The organism is Acidibrevibacterium fodinaquatile, assembly GCF_003352165.1.
Classification (GTDB): domain Bacteria; phylum Pseudomonadota; class Alphaproteobacteria; order Acetobacterales; family Acetobacteraceae; genus Acidibrevibacterium; species Acidibrevibacterium fodinaquatile.
Genome location: NZ_CP029176.1, coordinates 2185591 through 2204282 on the forward strand (window position 1 = coordinate 2185591; position 18692 = coordinate 2204282).

Sequence of the window (18692 nt, forward strand, 5' to 3'; positions counted from 1 at the left end):
GAAATTGGAGAACTGCTACAAAAAATATTTAATCTATATATGAAACTACCAGAGAGGACGTGACATGAAGAAAATTGCATTTCTTGGTAACTGTCAAGCGGAAACAATATTTCATGCCTATAAAGATTATATATTACCTTACACTGACGATGAAATTAAATATATTCCGAATTATGTTGGTGAATTACATGATAATGCTTCGTTCATAAATGGCTGCGATGTCATAGTAACTCAAAAATTTGATAATACTCAAGAAATAGATTTATCTAAATTTTCCGTTCGTGGAAAAGTTCATTATGTGCCATGGATTTCAGCAGTTGGTATATATTGGCCGTACGGTGGATTTGCTCACCCTCTGAATAAAACCTATATACACAACCCGCCGATTGACCCATATAATGCGGAGAAGGGCGATTTCTATTTGAATAAGCTGCTAGATAAAAATCTACCACCTCATGAAATAGTTGATAAATATTTAAATGAAGATATTCATAAAGCGATTAATCTTGACAGACGCTTAGAAATGGCTCTTGGTGTTATCGAAAATCGAGACAAGTCCTGTGGTTACGAGATTGCAAAATTTATCCGCGACCATTTTCAAAAAGAGCTTCTTTTTTCCAGTCCCGGGCATTTCCGCCGGTCATTATCGCTTTTGTTGATAAATGAACTCTTCGGGCGACTCGACGTGGAACCGCGCCTGATTGACCGCCTCAACAGGTTGTATCCCGGCAACCCACATGCGGGCAGCGACGTTACCCCTATACACCCGCAAGTTGCCCGCCATTTTGGTCTCGAGTTCATAGCCGAAAATCAACGTTATCGTTATTACTCGGACGGGCGTTACACATTCTCTGAATATATTAACCGATATGTACGATTTGAATTCAATGAAAATTTAGATATCGTGATAATGCTCTATAACAAAGGAAGAAATGAAGAGTCTATATTGCAATTTGATAAGGCTCTGCAAATTTCTCCTCAATCTGGATATGGTCTTATCCATTATAGCCGAGCCCTTTTAGCAGTCAATAGACCGGACGAAGCGATCTCTAAGGCTGCACAGGCCGCTGTTTTGCTTCATGATGACCAAGATGAACTGCCACAGACGTTAGAGTATCTTGGTGAATTACTTATAAATAAAGGCGACTTAGCTGGAGCTGAATCAATTTTGCGTCGCGCCATGACGCTGCTCCCTAACCGACCTTCCCTTTTGCGGCTACTTGGCACCGCATTGGAAAAGCAAGGGCGGCACCAAGACGCTTGCGGTATCCTTGACATGCTTTGCGCCCTCGACCCACTTGATTATGATACTCTTGCCCATCTTGGACATTTACATGCGGCGCACGGGGATCTCGAAGCTTCCGAGAACGCGTTTTCCCGCTCACTCGCTATTCGTCCATCCCAAGCCGGTAGCCTGGGCGCCCTTAGAGTCCCTTTCAAAACCTTCCCTCCAGAGCCCGGAGGGCGATGAGGGAGCAAGCGATGCTTGTAAACGCGCTGTGGATATCGATGCGCCGCTCGTAGCGGATGGTGAGACGCCGGAAGCGATTGAGCCAGGCGAAGGTGCGTTCGATGACCCAGCGATAGCGGCCGAGACGCTCGCTGGTCTCGACGCCGCGCCGGGCGATGCGCGGCGTGATGCCTCGCTGCCGGCAGGCGCGGCGGCAGCGGCGATGATCATAGGCCTTGTCCGCGTGCAGCTTTCTCGGCCTGCGCCGCGGCCGGCCGCGCTTGCCGCGGATCGCTGGGATCGCATCGAGCATCTGCTCGAAGGGCACGCTGTCATGCACATTGGCCCCGGTCAGGGCGAACGTGAGCGGGATACCGTGACGGTCCGTGACGAGGTGGCGTTTCGTGCCGGGACGGCCCCGATCGGTCGGGTTCGGCCCGGTCGCGGCACCCCCTTTTTTGCCGCGATGGCGGAACTGTCCAGCGCGGCCCGGCTCCAGTCGATGCGGTTGGCGTCTTGCAAGCGGCGCAGCAACTCGCGGTGCAACCGCTCCCAAACGCCGGCCGCTTGCCAGTCGCGCAGGCGCCGCCAGCAGGTTACCCCAGAGCCGCAGCCCATCTCGCGAGGCAACATCTCCCAGGGAATGCCGCTGCGTAGCACAAACAGAATGCCCGTCAGCGCGGCGCGTGCCGAGATCGGCGGCCGGCCACCCTTTGGCCGCGGGCGCGGCGGAGGGAGCAAGGGTTCGAGGATCGACCACAGGCTGTCGGAGAGTTGGGGCGCGGGCATGCCCCTTCATGAATCAAATTGAATCAAGGTACAAGCGGTTTTGAAAGGGGCTCTAAGTCATGTCCTCGGGGGGCTTCGCCGCTGGAATGAGGCTGTCACGGCAGCACGTAATTCTCTCAAATTTCAGCCCGATAATGTCTATATGTATGAACATCTTGGCAATCTTTTGCTGGCCACGGGCGACCGTGACGCAGCAGAGCAGGCATTTCGCTCCGGGTTGGCGTTGGAGCCTGAAAACGCCAACTTGCGGCACCTGCTTGATAACGTGGTTTCTCAAAAGCAAGAGACGCCAGCCGTTGATAGTTCCGGATATGCAAGTTTGCTCGAAGGCCAGGATCTTCTACACGCCGGAAAATTCGCGGAGGCTGAGCGGGCCTTCCGCGCCGCTCTCGCACACGATGATCGCGATCCGGATTGGCATTGGTGGCTTTCAACGGCTCTCGATCATCTCGGACAGAGGGCCGAAGCGGCGACGGCTGCGGAGGAAGCGGCCCGGCGCGCACCTGAAAAGGCACGTTATTGGGAACATCTCGGCCATATGCGCGCAGCGGCGGGCGAGATCGAAGCCGCAGAAGCAGCATTTCGCCGTGCCTGCGAGATTGAACCCGACCGCGCCGGCGCGCTCGGTGCGCTAAGTCACGTATATTCCGCTCTCGAACGTTGGAATGATGGAATAAAATTTGCTCGCGCCGCGCTCGCCTTGCTCCCGGAGGATGGCGATCTCTTTTGCCATCTCGGCAATCTCCTGATGAGAGCGGGAAGGCCGGGCGAGGCCGCCGATGCCTATCGGCAGGCCATCGCCCTTGGCCGCACTGGCGAAGACATGGAGCAGCAACTCGCCGAGGCACTTCGCTTGGCGGAAAAAATTGCGGTAACGCCAGCGGAGGAGAACGCCGCAACGCTAGACCCGGCCACACCAAAGCCGATCGCGGCCGAGCCCCCGGCACCACCCGTCGCCCCAGCGCCAGATGCGTCACGGCATGGTTTCTGGCACCGGATTTTTGCGCCGCGGCAGGTTTTTGGGCCATAAATAACGGAGATTATGCTAGTCTATTGCCGCCTCCGCCCGGCGAAGGCCATCTAAACGCGTGAGTGAAAGCAGACCAGGATGAAACGGACCGCCTTTCTCGGGAATTGCCAGATCGACACAATCTATCGCGCCTACCGCGACTACATCCTGCCATTTGGCGACGAAGAGGCCCGCTATATCGAGGCGTATCAGGATATCTCCGAGAGCGACCGGGATTTCTTGATTGCCGCCGATGTCGTCGTCGCGCAGCAATTCGACACCAAGCAAAAAACCAATGTCGAGGATTTCGACCTCAAGGCCAAAATCCACCGCGTCCCTTATCTGGCGGCGACGGGTATTTATTGGCCCTATGGCGGCTTCGGCCATCCCAAGGACAATGATTACAAACATATCCCGCGTTACAGCCCATATAATTGCGAGCGTGGCGATCTCTATCTCAACTGGCTGCTGGAAAAGAACGTATCGCCCAAGGAGTGCGTCAAGCGCTATCTCAACGAGGATATCAACAAAATCGCCAAGCTCGACCGCCGGCTGGAAATGAGCCTCGCCGCGGTCAAAACGCGAGACGAGACCTGTGGCTATGGCGTCGCCGAGTATATCCGCGAGAATTTCCGGAAGGAGCTTCTTTTTTCTACCGTCGGGCATTTCCGCCGCTCACTCGCCCTCTTTCTGATCAATGAATTGTTCGGGCGCATGGATGTCGAGCCGAAGCTGATTGCGCGGCTGAACACGCTCTATCCCGGCAACCCGCACGGCAGCAATGACATTACGCCGATCCACCCCCAGGTCGCCGAGCATTTCGGCCTTGACTTCATCGCCAAAAATCAGAGCTATCGCTACTCCTTCGAGGGGCGGTTTACCTTCGCCGAATATTGCGCCCGCTACGTCCGCTATGAGTTCAATGACCCGCTGATCGATGCGATGCTTCGGCACTGGGACGGGAAACACGCCGAGGCCGTGCCCTATTTCGAAAAGGCGCTGAAAATCTCCCCGCGCTCGGACCACGGCCATCTCGCTTTTAGCCAAAGCCTCGCCGCCCTCGGCCGGCATGACGAGGCGTTGGCCGAGGCCCGCGAGGCCGTCGCCCTCCTCGAGGACGACCCCGAGGAACTGCCCGGCGCGCTGGAGAATCTCGGCAATTTCCTGTTGCGCGGCGGCGCGGCGGCGGAAGCGGAAGCGGCGACCCGGCGCGCCCTCGCCGTCGTCGCCAATCGCCCGGCGCTCTATCGCCTGCTCGCGGCGGCGCTCGATCGGCAAGGGAAACACCAGGACGCGGAGCAGGTGATCAACGATCTCGCGACGCTCGACCCGCTCGATCACGGCGCGCCGGCCCAGCTCGGCCACAGCCTCGCCGCGCGCGGCGATATGGCCGGGGCGGCCGAAGCCTTTCGCCGTTCACTCGCCATCGAGCCACGCCAAGCCGCAACCGTCGGTGCGTTGAGCCATGTTCTCTGGGGGCTCGGCGAGCGCGAGGAGGCGATCAAAGCGGCGCGCGATTCGCTCGCCCTCGACCCCAATGATCCCGCCATGCAGGCCCATTTCGGCAATATCTGCGCCGAAATCGAAGACGACGCTGCTTCCGTCAAAGCCTATCGTCGGGCGCTGGCGCTGGCCCCCGCTTACCCGGACATGCGGCCGACGCGCGCCGAGATCGAACAATGGCTGGCGAATGCGCTCGCGCGGCGGGAGCAACGTCTCGCAGCAGCCCGCGCCATCGGCGAAACCTTGATGCGAAACGGCGAGGCGCTGCTAGAGGCCGGCCAAGTCGCCGCCGCGGCGCAGGCGTTCGGCGCCGCGCTCGCGCGCGATGATCGCGATCCGGAATGGCATTGGTGGCTCTCCACAGCACTCCATCGCCTCGGGCGCTACGCGGAGGCGGCGGCGGCGGCCAGCGAGGCGGCCGAGATCGCCCCCGATCAAGCGCGCTATTTCGAACAACTCGGCCATATGCACGCGGCCGCCGGCGCGATGGCGGAGGCCGAACACGCCTTCCGCCGCGCGAGCGAACTCGAACCCGACCGCGTCAGCGCGCTCGTTCCGCTGAGCCATGTGCTGTTCGCGCTCGGCCGCTGGCGAGACGGGATCACCGCCATCGCCGCCGCGATCAAGCTTTCTCCTGATGACGCCGATCTCTATGTTCATCTCGGCCATCTCTTGATGAACGCCGGCGAGCCCAATGCCGCCGCCGATGCCTACCGGCAGGCGATCATCGTCGGCCGCACCGGCCCGGATATCGACCAGTGGCTCAGCGCTGCGCTGCGGGCGATGGAAACGATGGCGTAAACGCCGGCTACGCCGTAAGAAGCGCCACGATTTTATCTTTTCGCCGGAGCCCGCGATGTCCCTCACCCGCAAACGCATTCTCGTCACCGGCGGCGCGGGCTTTCTTGGCTCGCATCTCTGCGAGCGGCTGCTCGCCGAGGGCAATGATGTGCTGTCGGTCGATAATTACTTCACCGGGCGGAAGGACAATATCGCCCATCTCCTCGATCATCCGCGTTTCGAGGCGATGCGCCACGATATCTGCTTTCCGCTCTATGTCGAGGTCGATGAGATCTACAACCTCGCCTGCCCGGCCTCGCCCGTGCATTATCAGTTCGACCCGGTGCAGACGACGAAGGTCAGCGTCATCGGCGCGATCAACATGCTCGGGCTCGCGAAACGGGTCAGGGCGAAGATTTTTCAGGCCTCGACCAGCGAGGTCTATGGCGACCCGAGCGTGCATCCGCAGACCGAGGAATATCGCGGCAATGTCAACCCGCTCGGCCCGCGCGCCTGTTACGATGAGGGCAAGCGCTGCGCCGAGACGCTGTTTTTCGATTATCACCGCCAGCATCATTTGCGCATCAAGGTCGTGCGCATTTTCAACACCTATGGCCCGCGCATGCATCCCAATGACGGGCGGGTGGTCTCCAATTTCATCGTCCAGGCGCTGCGCGGCGAAGACATCACGCTGTTCGGCGATGGCAGCCAGACCCGCGCCTTCTGCTATGTCGATGACCTGATCGAGGGGTTTTTGCGCATGATGGCGACCGGGGAGGAGGTGACGGGGCCGATCAATCTCGGCAACCCGCACGAAATCCCGGTGCGCGCGCTCGCCGAGCGGGTGATCGCGCTGACCGGCTCACGCTCGCGCATCGTCTATCGCCCGCTGCCGCAGGATGACCCGACGCAGCGCTGCCCAGACATTACCCGCGCCCGCGCCGTGCTCGGCTGGGAGCCGAGCATCGCCCTCGATGACGGGCTTTCGCGCACCATCGCCTATTTCGAACGCCTGCTCGCCGAGCGCGGCGGGGCGAAAGAGTCGCCTCAATAGCAGCCGGCGGCGCGGGCGCGTTCGCGAACCAGGGCGAGAATGGTGCGGCAGGTGGGCATGGCAAAGCCGGTGAGATCGCCGAGTTCGACCACCGCGCCGAGCAGGGCATCGATTTCCATTTTCCGCCCGCGCTCGAGATCCTGCAGCATCGAGGTCTTGTGTGCGCCGACCTCGGCCGCGCCGTCGATGCGTTTTTCGACATCGATCGCAAAGCGCACGCCGAGCGCCTCGGCCACCGCCTGCGCCTCGGCCATCATCGCGCGCGCCACCGCGCGCAGCGCGGGCTCGCCGGTGAGGCGATCGAGGGTCGCGGTGGTGAGCGCGGAAAGCGGGTTGAAGGCGAGATTGCCCCAGAGCTTCACCCAAATCTCATCGCGGATGCGCGGCCGCACCGGCGCTTTCAGGCCAGCGCCGATCAGCGCGCGCGACAGCGCCTCGATCCGCGCGCTCCGGCTGCCATCGGGCTCACCGAGGCTGAAACGGTCGCCATAGCCGTGCTCGATCACGCCGGGGGCGATCACCTCGGCGGCAGGATAGACGACGCAGCCGATGACGCGCGAGGGCGGCAGGAGATCCCATAGTGTGCCCTCGGGATCGACAGTTTCGACACGGCGGTCACGAAAGGGGCCATCGAGGCGGTAGAAATACCAGTAAGGAATGCCGTTGATCCCGGTCACCAGCATGGTCTCGGGGCCGAACAGACGGGCGATATCGGGCGCCGCGCCCGGCAGGGCGTGCGCTTTCAAGGTCACGATCACCGCATCCTGCGGCCCGGCCTCAGCGGCGTCGGCGAGCGCGCGCACCGGCACGGTCTCGCTTTTGCCGCCGCTGATCAGGCGCAGGCCATCCTTCTGCATCGCCGCGAGATGCGGGCCGCGGGCGATGACGGTGACATCGACACCGGCCATAGCAAGGCGGGCGCCGAGAAAGCCGCCGATCGCGCCGGCGCCAAAAATCGCGATTTTCATGCGACGAGGCCGAGTTTTTCGGCAAGCCCAATGCGTTGCAGCTTGCCCGTCGCCCCTTTCGGGATCTCGGCGAGAAACACGATCTTGCGTGGCACCTTGAATGACGCGAGGCGCTGCGCTGCGAAGTCACGCAATTCCGTCTCGCTCGCCGCCGCCCCCTCGCGGAGCACGATCGCCGCCGCCACCTCCTCGCCGAGCTTCGGGTGCGGCAGCGCGAAGGTGAGGCATTGCGCGACCGCCGGGTGGTCCATGATCACGGTATCGACCTCGATCGGGCTCACCTTCTCGCCGCCGCGATTGATCAGCTCCTTGAGCCGGCCGGTGAGGCGAAGATACCCGGCGTCATCCATCACCCCTTGATCGCCGGTGCGAAACCAGCCCTTGATGAAGGCTTCGGCATTGGCTTTCGGGTTGTTCTCATAGCCGGCGGTGACGTTGCGGCCGCGAATGACGATCTCGCCGAGCGCGCCGGCGGGCAGCAGGTTGCCCTCGCCATCCATGATCCCGACCTCGGGCCCAGCGGCGACGCCGACCGAACCCGGATAACGCTTCGCCGGCGGCAGCGGGTTGGAGGCCATCTGATGCGCGGCCTCGGTCATGCCGTAGGCTTCGATCACCGGCACGCCAAAACTCTCCTCGAGCGCCGCCATCACCTGCGGCGGCAGCGGCGAGGAGGAGGAGCGAATCAGGCGCAACCGCCCGGCCGCGATCGCCGCGCGATTGCGCTCGGCAAGACCGAGGATCGCCTGATGCATGGTCGGCACGGCGGTGTACCAGCTCGGCCGAACCTCACTGAACCAGGCGAAGAAACGAAAGGCGTTGAAGCCCGGCGTGCACGAGACCGAGGCGCCGGCGGCGAGCGACGACAAGGTCGCCGCGATCAGGCCGTGGATATGGAAAAGCGGCATGATGTTGAGGCAGACATCATCGGGCGTAAGCTGCAACGTCGCGCCGATGTGATAGGCCGAGGCGGTGATGTTGATCCCGCTCAGCGGCACGATTTTCGGCCGCGAGGTGGTGCCCGACGTATGCAGGACCAGCGCGATATCGCCGCCCGCGGCCGGCCCCGAAGCCGCCGGGACGCCCGCGAGCGGCGCTTCCGGGGCGAGGGTAAAGCCCCCCGCCGGCCCGGCCTGCTCGCTGCGGAGTTCGATCACCGGGATCCCACGCGCTTTCGCGACGGCGCGCGCCGGGCTTTCCATCCCCTCCCCGATCACCAGCGCCTTGGCGTTGAGATCGCTCAGATAAAAATCGAATTCGTCGGGCTTGTAGGCGGGGTTGAGCGGCGCGGTGGTGGCGCCGGCGGCGATGGCGACGAAAGCCGCCGCCATCTCTGGCCCGTTCGGCAAGACGATCGCGACACGATCGTTGCGGCCGATTCCCATCCGGTTGAGATCAGCGATGGTAGCGCGCGCGAGTGCCCGCAGACCGCCATACGAAAGCGCGTCTCGCCCGGGCGCCGCAATCGCCGGCGCGCCGATGCTGCCGCGCGCAAGGAGGTCGAGGATGGTCTCGGCGGGATAGGCGGTCATGGGCTGGCTCCGATCTTGAGAAATGGCGACCGGAGTTTAGCAGGGACGAACACGCTGTCAGCCCGGGCGCAATCGCCTGAAACCAACCCGGTCAGCCGGGTGGCGCCAACAGGGCCGGCAGTTCGGCAAGGCTCCGCACCTCATGGTCGGGTGCGCCCGGCAACCGCTCGCGCCGCTGGCCATAGCGGTTACACCACACCACGCGCATGCCGAAGGCCGAGGCGGCATAGGCGTCCCAGGCGTTGGAGGACTGGAACGACACCTCCGTCGCCTGCACGCCCAGTTGCTGCAGGCAATACTCATAGACGCGCGGATGGGTCTTGAAGATCTTGACCGCATCAGCCGACAGCACCGCGTCGAGAAGATCGTGCAAGCCCGCGCTACGCACCGCTGCATCCAACATCGCCGGCGTGCCGTTGGACAGGATCGCGGTGACGAAACCCGCCTCTTTCAGCCGCCGCAGCGTGTCGGGAACCTCGGGAAAGAGAGACAGCGTCAAATAGAGATCCATCAACCGCTCGCGCAAGGCAGGTGTCGCGATGCCCAGACTGTCGAGCGTGAAGTCCAGAGCGTCGCCCGTCACCTGCCGGAAATCGGCGTAGCGACCCTGCAGCGAACGCAGCCAGGTATATTGCAGTTGCTTGTCGCGCCAGAGACTGGTCAGCGCCGCGCGCTTATCGTCGGGAATGTCCGCGCAGCGTGCCGCGGCGGAGGCGAAGTCGAAAATCGTGCCGTAAGCGTCGAAGACGCAAGCGCGAATGCCGGTGAGCTGGCTCATGTCACGGTACCTCGGATTGGATAGGATTTTTCGATAATGAAACCAAGTCCGCGAACAATCCGGTCGAGATCGGGGCGAAGGAACGGCGCGTTGGCGATGGCGTCCTTCTCGGTGATGCGCCACGCGACGGTCTCCGCGGGCAGAGCCTTGTGCGCCCGCTCATGCCTTTGCTCCCGTCGGATTAGCGGCGGACTGGCCGAACAGCAGCGCGCGCGACTGATCGCTGACGACTGGGGCCGTGTTGATCTTCTCGACCAGCGCATAAGCCCGTTCGACCGCCGGTCGGGCACGGATCGTCTCGAACCAGCGCTTCAAGTGGGGGAAATCGTCGAGGTTCTGCTGCTGACGCTTGTGCGGAACGATCCAGGGATAGCTCGCCATGTCGGCGATCGAATAGTCGCCGGCGACGAACGCGCGATCGGCGAGCCGCTTGTTCAGCACGCCGTAGAGTCGGTTCGTCTCGTTGACATAGCGATTGATGGCATAGGGCAGCTTCTCCGGGGCATATTGCACGAAGTGGTGGTTTTGCCCGGCCATCGGGCCAAGCCCGCCCATCTGCCAGAACAGCCACTGCATGACCTCGGTGCGGCCACGCATGTCGGCGGGCAGGAACTTTCCGGTCTTCTCCGCCAAGTATTGCAAAATGGCGCCGGATTCGAAGACGCTGACTGGGGCGCCGCCATCGGCCGGCGTGGTATCGACGATCGCTGGAATCCGGTTGTTCGGAGAAATGGCGAGGAATTCAGGTTTGAACTGGTCACCCGCGCTGATGTTTACGGGAATGACGCGATAAGGGAGGCCCGTCTCCTCGAGAAAGATCGTCACTTTGTGTCCGTTGGGTGTCGTCCAATAATGGAGGTCGATCATCTTCGAGGTCCTTTGCTTTTGAGTTTCTCCGCTTGGGAAGGCTGGCGATGGCGTGGTCAGCCAGTGCGCGGAGCCGTCTGGGATCGGGATCGAGACGCGCCATGACGCGTATGGCGAAGACCGTCCCCAGCAGCGCGGTTGCGATCGTGGCGATGTCCACTGCCGGATCGAGCGTGCCGGCGGCAGCGGCGCATTCAAGTCGACGTACAAAAAAGGCCTCGACCTCACCGAACCGAGCGCGTACCAGATCGCGCGCCGCGCTCGTCATCGCCGCGCCGTCGAGCGCCGTGTTGACGAGCAGGCAGCCGCGATGATCCGGGTCGGCGAGCGACATCGCGATCAACTCGTTTAGAAAGTCGCGAATGGCGCCGAGCGGATCCGAGGTGGCGGAGAGACGGGCGAGACGCGCCAACAATCCTTCGTCCGCATAGCGGCGCAGCGCCGCGACGAACAAGCCCTCTTTGTCGGTGAAGCGGTGATAGAGCGCCGCCGAACTCAGGCCCGTCGCCTGGGTGAGGTCGCGCAGCGACGCCCCGGCATAGCCGTTCTGCCAGAACACGTCGGTAGCGCGTTCGAGAACGGTCTCGTCGGAAAGCGTGCGGGTTCGCGGCATCGACCTTGTCCAGAAGCAGCTTATGCGCTATTTATAATAGAACGATCAATACAAATCAAGCCCACCCCTCGCCTCCGTGCGAGACCGACCATGCGCAAGCGTCGTGTGTCATGCAGGATCGACAGGAGCACAATGGCTTTCCACAGACGCAGCCGCGGCGGCGGTTTTCGCTTGCTGCAGACTCCCTGATCGCGATGCACTTGACGCGAGCGGGCCGATCCCGAAATAACGGCGGTCAAAATTCCCTCGGTCAAACTCCTTGCCAAGATTCGATGTTCGCAGCCGATCATCGCCTGACGTAAAAGCGCTTGGCGCACCCGTGCTTCTGCACGGGATGGGTGCGCCGTGTTCCCCGAAAAATGGTATAGCGCCATGTCCTCTGACACCTCGCTGAGCAGCCGGCAAAACGGCATCGTTTCCTTCGCGCGCGCCGTCGGCAGGGTCGAGGTCGAGGCGCTTGCGGCGCGCTTCGAGGTCACGCCGCAAACCATCCGCCGTGATCTCAAAGATCTTTGCGACCGGCGCATCCTGACGCGCACGCATGGCGGGGCCGTCGTCTCGTCTTCAGTCGAGAACATCTCCTACGCGGCGCGGCGGCAGATCGCAGCGGCCTCCAAGCGCGCCATCGGCGAGGCCGCGGCCGAACTGATCCCCGATGATTCCTCGCTGTTCATCAATATCGGCACGACGACCGAGGAGGTCGCGCGCGCGCTCATGCAGCGCCAGCGGCTGCTCATCATCACCAACAACATCAATGTCGCGCTGACGCTTTATCCCAACCCGTCGCTGAGCGTGATCATCGCCGGCGGGCCGGTGCGCCACGCCGATGGTGCGGTGGTCGGCAGCGCGACGGTGGATATGATCCGGCAATTCAAAGTCGACTGCGCCGTCATCGGCGCCTCGGCGATCGACGAGGACGGCTCGTTGTTGGATTTCGATCCGCTCGAAGTCCACGTCTCACGTGTCATCATCGAAAATGCCCGCAAAGTTGTTCTCGTCTGCGATCAGACCAAGGTCGGCCGCACGGCGCCGGTGCGTATCGGGCATCTGTCGCAAATCAGCGTGTTTGTGACCGACCGGATGCGCTCGGCCAAACTGCGCGCGCTTTGCGCCGAGCGCGAGGTGCGCCTGATCGAGGCGCGGCCGGATGCGGAAGAGCCGGACCAAGCGTGAGCGCCGCTGGCCATTGGTGTTGCAATCAATAGCACAGGAACGCCGCAAACCGGCCCGTTTGTTGGCGCGGCGCAGCTTGACCCGATCGCGGCCAGCCGGCGCGCGTGGAAGCTCGGTTTGATCTGAATCAATGTCCGATGCCGGGTGCTCGGCCAGCACCACGGGCGACGACGTCGGCGGGCGGATGGCGCCGTACGCGTCGCGCCAAGGAGGTCGGACATGCCCTATCTCAACCTCGAATCTCTCGCCGCAGTCTCGGCGGAGACGTTTCAACAACAGCGTCCTTATCCCTGGACCCGGATGCAAAACACACTCACCGACCAGGGGTGGGAGACCTTGCGCGCAAGTTTGCCCGACATGGCGCACTTTCAGCGCATGGTCGGCGTCAAGCGTGCCCATGGGCAAGCGCCGCATAACCGCGGCATCCTGCATTACGTCGAAGGGATGGCGGTCGCGCCGCCCTGGCGGGAGTTCATCGCCGAATTGCACGGCCCTGCCTATGATGCGTTCCTCCGCCGCATGCTCGGCTTCGGGCCGCGGCAGAAATACATCCTCACCATGGAATGGTATTACGCTTGGCAAGGCTGCTCGGTCTCGCCGCATTGTGATGCGCGCCGCAAAATCGCAACGCATATCTTCTTTTTTGCCAATGATCAGGATTGGCCACGAGACTGGGGCGGCGATATCCTGATTCTCGACGATGAAGGTCGCTATAAAGCCCATTCGGCGCCGGGTTTCGAGGATCTCAAGGTCGCGGCTTCGCTTGATCTTCGCAACAATGGCAGCCTCCTCTTCCAGCGCACCGAGCATTCCTGGCACGGCGTGCGCCCGCTGCAGGCGCCGCGCCCCGATATTTATCGCAAGCTCTTTATCGTCACCATCAACATCCCCTCGTTTCAGGTCTGGTGGCGGCGGGTGCGCGGCAAAGATCCGGACGGTTTCCCCTATAAGCTCGCGCCGCGGCACGGCGTCGCCGCCGGCGTGCCGGCCGATTAGCCGGGCGCGGGGCGGAGCCGCGCCGTCGCCGGCGTGCCGCTCGGGACGAACAGCAGAATGATCGCGACCCCAGCCAGCCCGACCGCGCCAGTGAGAAAAAACGAGGCGCGGTAGCCACCAGCATATTCCACCGCAAAGCCGGTAATGGCGGGGGCGATCATGCCGGAAATATTGCTCAGGAAATGGACGAACCCACCGACCGCGCCGACCCGTGAGGGTGGCACCAGCTCCTGCGTCATCGCCCAGCAGGCTTGCGGGGCCGCCATCAGAAACAGGATGGCGAGCGTGATGACGGCGACCGCCATGCCCGGCGTGGTGACGAAACCAGTCGCCAGCACCGCGAGAGCGGCAACGCCAAGCCCACCCATCGCCACCGATTTCCGCGCCCAAAGCCCGTTCGCGCGCCGCCGGAGCAGCCAGTCCGAGATCACGCCACCCAGAACATAGCCGGCACTGCCGCCAAGCCACGGCACCGAGCTTGCGAGACTCATCGCCGCCAGGCTGAAATGCTGCACCGAGACGAGATAGGAGGGAAGCCAGGAGAGAAAGAAATAGATCACGTAATTGGCAGCAAACAAACCGCCGGCAACGGCGAGCACGCTCGGGCGCGAGAGGACGGCTCCGAGCCGCGCGCTGCTCGCCACTTCGAGTGGCGTGTGGTGCGCGCGGCTGTCACGAATATGCGCAAGCTCTGCCGAGGAGACCCGCGGATGCGCCTGCGGCAGGTCGCGCATGATCGCGAGCCAGGCGATCAGCCAGAGGATACCGAACAGCGCAATGACGACGAAGCTCACCCGCCAGCCGAACGCGACCGCGATCAGCCCGACCACCGGCCCGGCAATCGCGGTGCCGAGTGGCTGGCCGGCGAAGGTGGCGCCAATCATGCTCGCCGCTTCCTCGCGCGGGAACCAGTTGCAGACGGTCTTGTTGGTGGTCGCGCACATCGGCCCCTCGCCGACGCCAAAGCCGAGCCGGGTGACGAAGAGCGAGAAAAACCCGACAGCGGTCGCCGTCAGGCCGCAAAACAACGACCATACCACCATCGCCCAGGCATAAACGCGGCGCGGGCCGAACCGGTCGGCGAGCTGGCCACCGATGAAGCAGAAAATCGCGTAGCCGAAGAAAAAGCTCGAAAAAATCTCACCGAGTTCGTGCGGCGACAGCGCCAGATCCCGCGCCACCCTCGGCGCGACGATGGCGAGCGCCGCGCGATCCATGTAATTGATCATGCCGGCGGCAAATAGCAGCCCGGCGATGACGAAACGAAAACGGTCACGCATGGTCGGTTTCCTCAGTTTTTTCTGCCGTGAGCAGAGCAAAAACCTGGGGGAAAACACAAGCGCAAACGAGTCTGGGCGGCCTATGATGAGGCAGGTCGGTGGATAAAGAGGTTCTTTTTTGAAAAAAAGAACCAAAAAACTTCTGTCCGTTGGGCAGTGCCTGCGGCGCTGCCCGCGCCGCGGAAGTCGCCGCCCCGAGAAACAGGAAGAAAGTCTTTTTGCTTCTTTTTCTTCAGAAAAAGAAGATTTTTTCGTCTACCTCTGCGCGAGCGCCGCCGACCAGGGTGACTGCACGTCACTGATCCCGGTGCGGGTGCCGTCTTGCTTCACCTCGATCAGGTTCGGACACGCGAAATTGATCGGCAGCACCGCGTGCTCGACGATCTCGACCGGCCCCGCCTCTGCGAGCGCCGCCAGCGCCGCGGCGGAAAGGCGGCGATCGGCATGCACCGTCTCCGCGTCCGAGACGTCGATTCGGGGGTGATGCGCGGCTTTCGCCGGTGTCATCGCGAAATCGGTGACGAAGGTCAGCATCTGCGTCACCGCCGCCATGATCCGCCGCCCGCCTGAGCCGCCAGCGGCGAGGATCGGCCGGTCGCCGTCGCGGATGATCACCGGGCACATATTGGTGAGCGGCCGCTTGCCCGGGGCGATGGAATTGGGCTGGCCAGGACGGGGGTCGAACCACATGACGCCGTTATTCATGAGAATCCCCGTCCCCGGCAGCACGACGCGCGAGCCCATCGAGGAAAGCAGGGTGCTGGTCATCGCCACCATCCCGCCGGCTTCGTCGCACACCGTGAGATGGGTGGTGCAGGTGCCGGCGTTCGCGGGCTCGGCCTCGCCGAGCCCGGCGAGACGCTCGGCATAGGCCCCGCGCAGCGCCGTCGCGAGCGCCGCGAACCAGGCGGCATCGGGGGCCGAGCCGCGTGGCGCCGCTTCCAGCCGGGCGAGGACACTGGCCAGCGTCGGCGCGGCGGTGAGGCCGCCGGCGAGCTGCCAGGTGCGGCCGTGATAGGTGGCCTCCATCGCCGGCAACACCCGCGCCGTCACCGCGGCAAGATCAGCGGCCGAAATCACCCCACCCATCGCCGCGACATCGGCGACGATCATGCGTGCGATCTCGCCGTGGTAAAAATCCTCAGCGCCGGCGCGTTGTAGCCGCTCGAGCGTCTCGGTAAGGCGGCCGAGCGGGAGAAACCCGGGAGTTCCCTGATAAGGCGCAACCGGCGGCAGCCCGTCTGGCAGATAGATGCGCGCACTTTCGGGGTAACGCCGCAAGATCGCGGCGGCATTGGCGATTTTCAGGGTCGTGAACCAATCCGCCGGCAGGCCACGCCGGGCCAGCGCCAGCGCCGGCGCGATGATGTCTGCGAACGGAAGGCGGCCCCAGCGTTTTTGCATCAGGGCATAGCCGGCGACCGTCGCGGGCAGCGCGAAAGAAAGCGGGCCATGGATATTGGCATCACCCACCACCTCCGGCCAGGCGAAAAGATCCTGCTTCATCCGCCCGGTAAGGGGAAACTGGCCGGGATTGAGCGCCGATGGCGCGCGCGGGCCGAAATCCACCACCTCAGCGCGCGCCGCACCTGCGGGATGGACGAGCGCGAAGCCGATACCGCCGAGGCCGGAGTTCCAAGGCTCGACCACGGCGAGCGCGAAACCGGTGGCGACAGCGGCATCGACGGCGTTGCCGCCGGCGTCCAGAACAGCGAGCCCGGCTTCCGCCGCCGCTTGCGCCTGCGCGACGACGATGCCGCGCCGGCCGCTGGCGTGCGGCTTGGTGACGTGCCAATTCTGGCTGACGAAGGGGGGCAATGCGGCCATCATCTGTCTCCTCGGCATTTTCCACCCCGAGTGTACGCTGTCGGCCCGGCGGGGCAATCCCGGTCTCGCATTAACCGAGCTTTCAGATCGCCCGGGCAGGGTATCGCGATGGCGAAGGATTGGGCAGCAGCACTGGAGAACGCGCGGGCGCGCGAGCAGGCGGGACAGATCGCGGCGGCGGTGGCCGCTTATCGGGATTTGCTTGCACGCTGGCCGGATTGCGCGCCGGGCTGGTTTCACCTCGGCGCCGTGCTTTACGCGCAAGACCGCCGGCGCGAGGCCATCGAAGCCTGGCGAGAGGCGATCCGCCAAGCCCCCGATCTTGCCGAGGCTTATGTCAATCTCAGTATAGCCACCCTTGGCGAGGGGGATGTGGCGGCGGCGGCGGCGGCGGCGGAAACGGCGCTCCGGTGCCGCCCGGGCTGGATGCCGGCGCAAGCCGCGCTGGCCAAGGCGCGGCGGCGGCAGGGCGAGGACCAGCTTGCCGCCGGCAATGCGCTTTACGCCGAGGGCCGGTTCGCGGCGGCGGCGGCGTGCTATCGCGCCGCCCTGGCGATGGCGCCAGCGATGGCGGAGGCGGAGGCCAATCTCTGCGCCGCGCTGCAAGCGACCGGGGATCTCGCGGGGGCAATCGCGGCTGGGGAAGCGGCGCTTCGCCTCGCCCCGGGCTTTGCCGAGGCCGCCGCCAATCTCGGCAACGCGAAGCTGACCATCGGCGATTTCGCCGGCGCCGAGCGCGCCTATCGCCAGGCATTGGCGCACCGCGCCGATTTCCCCGCCGCTTGGTCCAATCTCGGCGCCGCCTTGCGCGATCAGGGCCGGCTCGATGAGGCCGAAGCGGCTTGCCGCGCCGCTCTCGCCCTCTCGCCGCACTCGGCCGCCGCGCATTACAATCTGGCGCTCGTTCTGCTCACTGCCGGGCGCTACCGTGAGGGCTGGGCCGAGCATGAATGGCGCTGGCGGACGGGGACGATGGCGCCGCGCGATTTCCCGTGCCCGCCCTGGCGCGGCGAGGGGTTGGCGGGGCGGCGGATTTTGCTCCACGCCGAGCAGGGATTGGGCGATACGCTGCAATTCGTTCGCTACGTGCCGCTGATTGCGGCGATGGGGGCGGACGTGGTGCTCGAGGTGCAGGCCCCTCTCAAACGCTTGCTCGCCGAGGTTGCCGGGGTTGCGGCCATCCATGCCTGCGGCGAGGCGCTGCCAGCGTGCGATTATCATGCGCCGCTGATGAGCCTGCCGCACCGGCTTGGGACCGAATTGGCGACGGTTCCGGCGCAAATTCCTTATCTGCCGCGCCCCGCGCCTCTGTTTCCCGGGCTAGCCGACGCGCGAGAGGGTCTCCGCGTCGGGCTGGTCTGGGCCGGCGATCCGCGACCGGGAGAGCCGCGCGCCCATTTCGCCGATCGCCGCCGTTCGCTGCCGCTCGCCGCGTTTGCGCCCTTGGCCGAAATTCCGGGTATCCGTCTCGTCAGCCTCCAGAAAGGGGCAGCGGCCACCGAGACGCCGCCGCCTGGCCTCGAACTCGAGGCGGCGTTGGATTCGGTCCGGGATTTTGCCGATACCGCGGCGGTGATCATGGGGCTCGATCTGGTGATCAGCGTCGATACCTCGGTTGCGCATCTCGCGGGCGGGCTCGGCAAGCCGGTCTGGCTGCTGTCCCGCTTCGATGGCTGCTGGCGCTGGCTTGCCGGGCGCGACGACAGCCCTTGGTATCCGACGCTGCGGCTCTATCGCCAAACCGCGCCTGGTGCCTGGGCGGCGGTGATCACGCGGGTCACCGCCGATCTCGGCGCACTGGCGTGCGGGCAGGCATGCCCCGCGCAAACGGGCTTGGTTTCGGCCCCGGCGCTGGTGTAACGTCTTCCCCGGTAAATCGCCAGCAGAGGCAATGTGCGAAGCGCATGGCCGGCTTCTTGTGACGGCGCTTGCAAAGCATTGTGCGACGCTCAATCTGAGGAGGATGGAAAAAATTCTTAACAATGCTGATCCGCATCAAGGCGCATCAGGCGTACCCTTTCTATAAGACTCGCTGAAATGAGGGTCGGGAGATCTTCATCACGGTATCCCAAA

14 protein-coding genes and 2 pseudogenes are annotated in these 18692 nt (G+C 63.5%); 8 read left to right on the forward strand and 8 right to left on the reverse strand.

All coding sequences use genetic code 11. The annotated features are described in order from the left end of the window. Positions 1 to 64 precede the first annotated feature (64 nt). Positions 65 to 1471, forward strand: a complete 1407-nt coding sequence (locus DEF76_RS10505; protein ID WP_114912292.1) for a WcbI family polysaccharide biosynthesis putative acetyltransferase — start codon at positions 65 to 67, stop codon at positions 1469 to 1471. A 49-nt stretch (positions 1472 to 1520) separates the two neighbouring features. Here the strand turns inward: DEF76_RS10505 and DEF76_RS10510 are convergent. Next, a pseudogene (locus DEF76_RS10510) lies at positions 1521 to 2239 on the reverse strand (IS5 family transposase); the annotation flags it as partial. A gap of 40 nt (positions 2240 to 2279) precedes the next feature. Here DEF76_RS10510 and DEF76_RS20360 point away from each other — a divergent pair. The 4 genes and pseudogenes from DEF76_RS20360 to DEF76_RS10525 form a co-directional block, all read left to right on the forward strand. Continuing rightward, positions 2280 to 2465: pseudogene (locus DEF76_RS20360) on the forward strand (hypothetical protein); the annotation flags it as partial. 93 nt (positions 2466 to 2558) lie between these two features. Then, positions 2559 to 3269 (forward strand): tetratricopeptide repeat protein, encoded by a 711-nt coding sequence (locus tag DEF76_RS10515; RefSeq protein ID WP_240318976.1) that lies wholly within the window; start codon positions 2559 to 2561, stop codon positions 3267 to 3269. Positions 3270 to 3347: 78 nt separating this feature from the next. Beyond that, the gene (locus tag DEF76_RS10520) at positions 3348 to 5552 is read left to right on the forward strand and encodes a WcbI family polysaccharide biosynthesis putative acetyltransferase (RefSeq protein ID WP_114912294.1); all 2205 of its coding nucleotides are present in this window, start codon (positions 3348 to 3350) and stop codon (positions 5550 to 5552) included. Between the two features lie 55 nt (positions 5553 to 5607). After that, a complete protein-coding gene (locus DEF76_RS10525) occupies positions 5608 to 6585 on the forward strand; it encodes a UDP-glucuronic acid decarboxylase family protein (protein ID WP_114912295.1) in 978 nt (325 codons plus the stop codon). Here DEF76_RS10525 and DEF76_RS10530 read toward each other — a convergent pair. The 5 genes from DEF76_RS10530 to DEF76_RS10555 all read right to left on the reverse strand — a co-directional run bounded on the left by DEF76_RS10530 (position 6579) and on the right by DEF76_RS10555 (position 11343). Continuing rightward, complete coding sequence (locus DEF76_RS10530; RefSeq protein ID WP_114912296.1) at positions 6579 to 7553, reverse strand: 2-dehydropantoate 2-reductase; 975 nt, start codon at positions 7551 to 7553, stop codon at positions 6579 to 6581. The two genes, DEF76_RS10525 and DEF76_RS10530, sit on opposite strands and share 7 nt — an antisense overlap. Continuing rightward, positions 7550 to 9085 carry an acyl--CoA ligase gene (locus DEF76_RS10535; protein WP_114912297.1) on the reverse strand — a complete coding sequence of 512 codons (1536 nt, stop codon included), beginning with the start codon at positions 9083 to 9085 and terminating at the stop codon, positions 7550 to 7552. The genes DEF76_RS10530 and DEF76_RS10535 overlap by 4 nt, the downstream gene beginning before the upstream one ends. Before the next feature lie 91 nt (positions 9086 to 9176). After that, positions 9177 to 9863 (reverse strand): haloacid dehalogenase type II, encoded by a 687-nt coding sequence (locus DEF76_RS10540; protein ID WP_114912298.1) that lies wholly within the window; start codon positions 9861 to 9863, stop codon positions 9177 to 9179. Positions 9864 to 10022: 159 nt separating this feature from the next. Further along, the gene (locus DEF76_RS10550; RefSeq protein WP_114912299.1) at positions 10023 to 10730 is read right to left on the reverse strand and encodes a glutathione S-transferase N-terminal domain-containing protein; all 708 of its coding nucleotides are present in this window, start codon (positions 10728 to 10730) and stop codon (positions 10023 to 10025) included. Then, entirely contained in the window at positions 10621 to 11343 is a 723-nt protein-coding gene (locus DEF76_RS10555) for a TetR/AcrR family transcriptional regulator (RefSeq protein ID WP_114912300.1), read from the reverse strand. Before DEF76_RS10555 ends, DEF76_RS10550 begins: the two co-directional genes overlap by 110 nt. 372 nt (positions 11344 to 11715) lie before the next feature. Here DEF76_RS10555 and DEF76_RS10560 point away from each other — a divergent pair, with 372 nt between their 5' ends. Together DEF76_RS10560 and DEF76_RS10565 are read left to right on the forward strand one after the other, a co-directional pair. After that, positions 11716 to 12516, forward strand: coding sequence for a DeoR/GlpR family DNA-binding transcription regulator (locus tag DEF76_RS10560; RefSeq protein WP_114912301.1), 801 nt, complete (start codon positions 11716 to 11718; stop codon positions 12514 to 12516). A 219-nt stretch (positions 12517 to 12735) separates the two neighbouring features. Next, positions 12736 to 13512: a hypothetical protein gene (locus DEF76_RS10565; RefSeq protein WP_114912302.1), complete on the forward strand. Its 777-nt coding sequence runs from the start codon at positions 12736 to 12738 to the stop codon at positions 13510 to 13512. Here DEF76_RS10565 and DEF76_RS10570 read toward each other — a convergent pair. Both DEF76_RS10570 and DEF76_RS10575 read right to left on the reverse strand, forming a co-directional pair. Then, positions 13509 to 14792, reverse strand: a complete 1284-nt coding sequence (locus DEF76_RS10570; RefSeq protein WP_114912303.1) for an MFS transporter — start codon at positions 14790 to 14792, stop codon at positions 13509 to 13511. The two genes, DEF76_RS10565 and DEF76_RS10570, sit on opposite strands and share 4 nt — an antisense overlap. A gap of 255 nt (positions 14793 to 15047) precedes the next feature. Then, positions 15048 to 16619 (reverse strand): gamma-glutamyltransferase, encoded by a 1572-nt coding sequence (locus tag DEF76_RS10575; RefSeq protein ID WP_114913817.1) that lies wholly within the window; start codon positions 16617 to 16619, stop codon positions 15048 to 15050. A gap of 108 nt (positions 16620 to 16727) precedes the next feature. On the opposite strand from DEF76_RS10575, the gene DEF76_RS10580 reads away from it, so the two are divergent. Beyond that, entirely contained in the window at positions 16728 to 18479 is a 1752-nt protein-coding gene (locus tag DEF76_RS10580) for a tetratricopeptide repeat protein (RefSeq protein WP_114912304.1), read from the forward strand. The last annotated feature ends 213 nt before the right edge of the window (positions 18480 to 18692 follow it).